Below are 5,087 nucleotides of genomic sequence, written 5' to 3'. Positions count from 1 at the left end.
TGTTTAAATTACGGTGGTGAATTATTTTATGTTACTGGGGTGAAATATGGACTTTTCTAATGAAGAGATAAATTTTTTTGCTGAGTTATTTAAGCCCAATACAAAGTCACATGCTCACAACAGTCACGTTTTAACGTTACAAAGTTCAGTACCAGCCAATATTGCTCACTTACTTAGTAGCGCTAATTTAACCCTGCTCGCAGAGGTTGCACACTATCAGTTATGGTTTCCGTTGGACTTGAAAATTGATAGCGCCGGTATAATCAAACCGATTTTAACCGCCCCCGAAGTAATAGACACACAAGGCACACTGCGCAGTTGGCGCTGGAGTGAGCTAAATATTAAAAGCCAAGGGTTTAAAATTGAATCAATATCAAACACGGGGATGTTTTTAAAACCCCTCAGAAAAGGTAACCATTTAAATAAATCACAGCACATGGAATTTATTTTACCTAACAAACAAAGTATTTCGATGGAAATAGAACCCGTAAGGCAAAGCACGCAAGGTATAGCCGCTAAAATAACGCAAATTCATAGCGGTCAAGAGCAACTAAGAGCTTACCTATTTGAAGAACATAAGCGTCAACATGCTAAATTATACGAGAATGGCCAATTAGTTGAGCAGCTAATTTAATAGGTGTTTACCCCGCTATACTTGCATTTAGTTGGCTTTATTTAACCCCCTCTCAATGTTAATCTGTACCCTTATTAATAAATCATAAGGATATGACAATGCCAGGTGCTTTTGCGCACATCACTGCTGTTAATATTGCAACGCAAACCAAGTCACTCGCTAAAATGGATATGCCTAAAAAAGCAAAGCTTATTTTAAGCCAACGCCAAGCATACCTTGAACTAGGCTGTGTAGCCCCCGATTATCCTTACTTAGCTGTAGCGCAGCCTAGCCAAAATGCGTGGGCCGACCTAATGCACTATGAGCACACAGGCGATTTACTTAAAGCAATGATTGAATACTGTAAAACACTTGAAGGTGAAGCATTTGAAAAGTGTTTTGCCTGGTTATGCGGTTATATGGCCCATGTTGCTGCAGATATAACAGTGCATCCGGTTGTTGAATTAAAAGTAGGCCCTTACGCGCAAAACCAAACGGCGCACCGTACCTGCGAAATGAATTAAGACGCGTTTATTTGGCAACGTTTAAACTTAGGTGAGTTAGGTTATGCTGACCGCGTGCAACAAAATATTGGATCTTGTACTAACAAAGACGATAATTTTGATACCGATATTGCAAAAATTTGGCGACATGCTTTATTAACGGTTCACCCAAGCTACGCAGCACAACACGCTCCTAACTTTAATTCATGGCATAACGGTTTTCAGCTTGTAGTAAATAATGTTGAAGAAAGCTATCGATTATTTGCCTGTGCACGCCATGTTGCTGCTAATTTAGGCTTGTTTTATCCTCGCCCAAACGAAGTAGACCCCACTTTTATTGAACATCTAAAAACGCCGCACGAGCCTATGCATTACAACGATATTTTTGACTTTGCCGTTAGTAACATTCAGCACTACATAACCATTATTGCCAATGCCGTATTTTTAGATACTGATTACAGTGCAATTAAAAATTGGAACCTAGATACGGGCTACGATGAACACAACACGATGACGGTATGGAGCCAATAAAATGAAACACTTACTTTATATAAGCCTCATAGTATTACTTAGCGGTTGCTACACTCCTAAAAAAAACAATCCAGAAGTGATGGCCGACTTAGCCTCACAATTAAAAGATATTGCTACAGCCGTTGATGGCACACTAAAATTTAGTGAAACATCCTATTCAACAACTGATGAGTTATTAAAAGCCGCTGTTAATAACGATTTAAGCAAACTTGCACCTTTTGGGGAATACACGCTTATTGTAAACGTACAAGATGATAACGCAGTGCTACTTTTATGTGATGCCAATACGGCTTTAATTGAAGATGCAGGCTGTACTGCTCAATCAGATATACAGCATTGGGGAGCAGGAGTTATTCATCAGTGCGAAATAACTATAAACGCCCAACAGCTCTGTAACTAGGTAATAAAATACCTGCTATACATTTAAAGTTGAGCCGTCATCTCTTTGGGGTTAAACACTAAGCCATGGCGGCTAACATGCTCTGCAAAATTTTCGGCTGACATTGGTTTCGCAAAGTAAAAGCCCTGAAATTCTTTACACCCCATTTGCGCCATTATTGCTACTTGCTCTTGGGTTTCTACTCCTTCGGCTACACACTTAATATCAAGCTCTTCACACATAACGTGCACCGCTTTAACTAAACTTTTTTGACGCGTAGAGCTTGTTACTTGGCTGATTAATGAGCGATCTAACTTAAGTTTGTTAATAGGGTAATCGGCAAGGCGTGCAATATTAGAATACCCCACTCCAAAATCATCAACCGAAATAGTAAAACCCCACGATTGCAGTGTTTGCATAAGCTTTAGCGAATGCGCTTGGTTTGCCTCAAGAGAGGTTTCAGTCAGTTCTAACTCTATTTGAGGTGGCTTTACGTTGAAGTCGGCAAGGTATTTAACCAGTTTTGACATAAAATCGGTTTGGCTAAAATCAATTAGAGATATATTTATTGCCACCGGCACACTCGGTAAACCCGCCTTAGTCCAATTGGAAATTTGAGCGCAGACTTTTTGAATAATCAGATCGGTTAACCTACTGACCATTCTGTATTCTTCGGCAATAGGAATAAATACCACTGGCGACACATTACCTAGTATAGGACTGTTCCAACGCGCTAAAGCTTCAAGCCCTATACATTTACCCGTTGCATCTACTTTAGGTTGATAGTGTACCGACAAATCGCCCTGCTGAAGCGCTTCATCTAATAACATCGAAATTTCGTATTTTTCGATAAAAGCTTGTGATTGTTTTTCGTTATAACCACTTAGAGGCATATTACAGTTTGCAACTTTAAGTGCTTCGCACGCATTGCTAAGTACTGTTGTGCTGTTTTTTCCGTGATCAGGATACTTTGCAAAACCAAATAAAAATGATTGCTGACACTTAGTGCCAAACACATTATAAGTTTTATCTAATGTATTTTTTATTTGCATTAATAGCTTATCTTCAAGCTCGTTTTGCGAGTTTGCGCCAATTATAAAAGCAAGCTTTCCTACTCCTATATGGGCACACAACAACGGCCCATCTGCCATCGCCTTTAAACGCTTGTACGCGTTAATAAGTAATGCTTGAGAGTCGGCTTTAGTGAGCTTTAAATTTAAGTATTCACTATTTGCACTTTGGGTAACAACGATAAAAAAACCTTTTTGGTATTTGCTTGTTAATCTGTCGCATTGTAGCTCAAACCATTCTCTATTAGGTAGTTTTGTTTGCGAGTCTCTAAAGCGTAAACGTTTATTTTCTTGTTCCATCATCGATAAATTTTGTTTAATGAGCTGTTCTTGCGTGCAATCGTAAAAGTCGTATACACGGTAGTTAGTACTCATTGTTATTTGTTGGTAGCAGGCTTTAAAATAGCTTTTTTTGTACTTCACAATTTTATTTTGAGCATTAGGGGCGTCAAAAACTAAAGTAGGAAATAAATGAGAAAGGTTAACGCATTCTTCTTTTAATTCTTTTTTTATACCAAACATATCAATAGCGTGTTGATTAAAATCAGTAATGACAAGATTTTCGTCAACAATAATTTTGGCTTTATTTGATTCGGTGAACAGGCTTCGATAAAGCTCATTTTTATCTTTAAGGTGTGTATTAGCGCTTATCATTGTTTTGTTTAAACGCTTAGCAGCCACAATTGTGCGTGCCACAGCAAGGGGAATACAAATGTTAAAAAATAAGAATATTAGCCCTGTAATGTATAAGCTGGCATCGGGAAGTTGCTGAGCAATGCCAGTTAAGCCCGATACATCAACGTTATTGATGATCATATAAAACGGTACAATATTTAATACGCCATAAGCAAGGGCTGTTCTATAACCAAGTAGCATAAGTGCGATTATTGGGCAGGAATACATATACATAGAGCCCACTTTAGCAAGCTCTAGGTCTGTTAAAAATAAGTTCATTGACACGCTAGCAGCTACAATGGCTATTAAAAGTACATGAGCGCTGAAGTGATAAAAACGCTTACTTGCTATAAGCAAACCGCATACAGTCGCAAAAAAACTGCTTGTTAATACAACAATATAAATTAAGTTAAACTCAATAGCGCTTGCGTACGTGTGGCACACCACAGCAAAACATAACACCATTACTAATGATAGAATAATGCGCAGTGCACTTACTCGCCAATTAGCAACCTGATCAGGGGCTGAATAGTGATCGTTTAATAAAAAGAACCTATTGAAAAAATGCATAATAAACAACAGTTAAAGCTCATTTTTCTATTAGACATTGATAACTTGTTAAAATCAATCAAATGAATATAATTTCTATTTACATTGTTCTATAAAATAGACAGGTGTAAACCTACTTGTCAGCCGTTAAGCGTTTATTTTTCGAGTGTTTTTACAGTTATCTTCTTTAAGTGCGAAACCACTGCATCCTAAAAATTCACCGTGCTTAGATTTGCGTTTACACATTTCGCGACCACACTTTTCACAAATTGGGTGCTGCGTTTTACACTGTGCATTCACACATTGTGAGTGCGTGCTTTTATCAACCGATGGGCCACTACAGCTTTTACACACTCGTAATTTAGTTTCGCAAATTTGCGTATTAGTACAACTATAATAATCACCATATTGACCCGTTTTTGGCACAATTAAACCGTCGCTGCACGTACTACACTCTCTTTGCTTTAGTTGCGACTTATTAAATAACGTGGAGCCAATTTGAATGGGATAATTGTCATTTACTAATTCTTTTACAAACGCTGAGCATGCATAAGGGTCTGCAATTAAATACGCTTTATGTTTAGCGCGTGTAATACCGACATAAAGCAAACGCCTTTCCTCTGAGTGAGTGAACTCATCTTGCTCTGGTAATAACGCCTCCACCAGCACATTATTTTGGTTATCGCTAGGAAACCCTAATTTACCTTGTTCAAAACCAATGATAATACAGTAATCGGCTTCAAGCCCTTTGGCACTGTGCAATGTCC

General features: G+C 38.2%; 6 protein-coding genes. 4 read left to right on the top strand and 2 right to left on the bottom strand.

Going from position 1 to position 5,087, the window contains the following annotated elements; genetic code table 11:
• Positions 1-46 precede the first annotated feature (46 nt).
• The 4 genes from H5072_RS11495 to H5072_RS11485 all read left to right on the top strand — a co-directional run bounded on the left by H5072_RS11495 (position 47) and on the right by H5072_RS11485 (position 2,047).
• Positions 47-634, top strand: a complete 588-nt coding sequence (locus tag H5072_RS11495) for a hypothetical protein (protein ID WP_024596834.1) — start codon at positions 47-49, stop codon at positions 632-634.
• A gap of 98 nt (positions 635-732) precedes the next feature.
• The gene (locus H5072_RS21135; protein ID WP_259395926.1) at positions 733-1,137 is read left to right on the top strand and encodes a zinc dependent phospholipase C family protein; all 405 of its coding nucleotides are present in this window, start codon (positions 733-735) and stop codon (positions 1,135-1,137) included.
• 54 nt (positions 1,138-1,191) lie between these two features.
• A complete protein-coding gene (locus H5072_RS21130) occupies positions 1,192-1,647 on the top strand; it encodes a hypothetical protein (RefSeq protein WP_259395925.1) in 456 nt (151 codons plus the stop codon).
• Between the two features lies 1 nt (position 1,648).
• Complete coding sequence (locus tag H5072_RS11485; RefSeq protein ID WP_002960664.1) at positions 1,649-2,047, top strand: hypothetical protein; 399 nt, start codon at positions 1,649-1,651, stop codon at positions 2,045-2,047.
• 23 nt (positions 2,048-2,070) lie between these two features.
• On the opposite strand, the gene H5072_RS11480 is transcribed toward H5072_RS11485, so the two are convergent.
• Together H5072_RS11480 and H5072_RS11475 are read right to left on the bottom strand one after the other, a co-directional pair.
• Positions 2,071-4,341, bottom strand: coding sequence for an EAL domain-containing protein (locus H5072_RS11480; RefSeq protein ID WP_182693595.1), 2,271 nt, complete (start codon positions 4,339-4,341; stop codon positions 2,071-2,073).
• A gap of 126 nt (positions 4,342-4,467) precedes the next feature.
• The coding region (locus tag H5072_RS11475) for a 3'-5' exonuclease (protein WP_182693594.1) at positions 4,468-5,087 on the bottom strand (620 nt) is incomplete at its 5' end.

The organism is Pseudoalteromonas sp. SR45-5 (assembly GCF_014163565.1).
GTDB lineage: Bacteria > Pseudomonadota > Gammaproteobacteria > Enterobacterales > Alteromonadaceae > Pseudoalteromonas > Pseudoalteromonas distincta.
The sequence above is the reverse complement of the archived record's forward strand: the minus strand, read 5'-3'. Positions and strand labels throughout refer to the sequence as shown.